Below are 560 nucleotides of genomic sequence, written 5' to 3'. Positions count from 1 at the left end.
TATGAAGTCGAGACGGGAGAACGCTGCGCGATCGGGGATCAGGTTCGTTATCTGGAAAAGGACATGATCGTCAGCGGCGTGGCGGCGCGGATGGATAAAGGTGTATTGCAGTTTACCTATACGCTGTCCCGCCCGGAGGGCGTCCGCAGTACGGAGCTGGGAAATTCGCGGATGGCGGGCCTCTCGCTGGAAGGCGAAGTGCTGGACGTTCGGGGCGAAGAAGTGAAGCTGCGGCTGGACATAGACAAGGACGACGGCAAAGCCGATCCGCACTGGTACCCGTTCGCCCCGGCGACGGGAAGCGCGATGTACAGCATGCCAAAGCCCGGGACCAAAGCGAGTCTGTATTTTCCGAATGCGCAAGGGTCGCGGGCGATGATCGTGAGCGCGGTGCGGACGAACGGGGAAGGCTGCGCCAAGACGGGGGACCCAAGCAACCGCTATTTCGGAACCGAACACGGGAGTGAGCTGAAGCTGGCCCCGGACATGATCCAGATCATGGGCGACCCGGGCGGAACGCTGCAGATGAGCCTAAGCGATGCCACGGGAGTGGAACTGAA

The 560-nt window shown here is 61.6% G+C and carries 1 pseudogene; it reads left to right on the top strand.

The features are described from left to right. Nucleotides 1–560: pseudogene (locus L692_RS32375) on the top strand (hypothetical protein); the annotation flags it as partial.

The sequence above is a fragment of the Paenibacillus forsythiae T98 genome (assembly GCF_000520735.1).
Classification (GTDB): Bacteria; Bacillota; Bacilli; order Paenibacillales; family Paenibacillaceae; genus Paenibacillus_AQ; species Paenibacillus_AQ forsythiae.
Note: the sequence above shows the minus strand (reverse complement) of the source record. Positions and strands in the feature narration are given on the sequence as shown.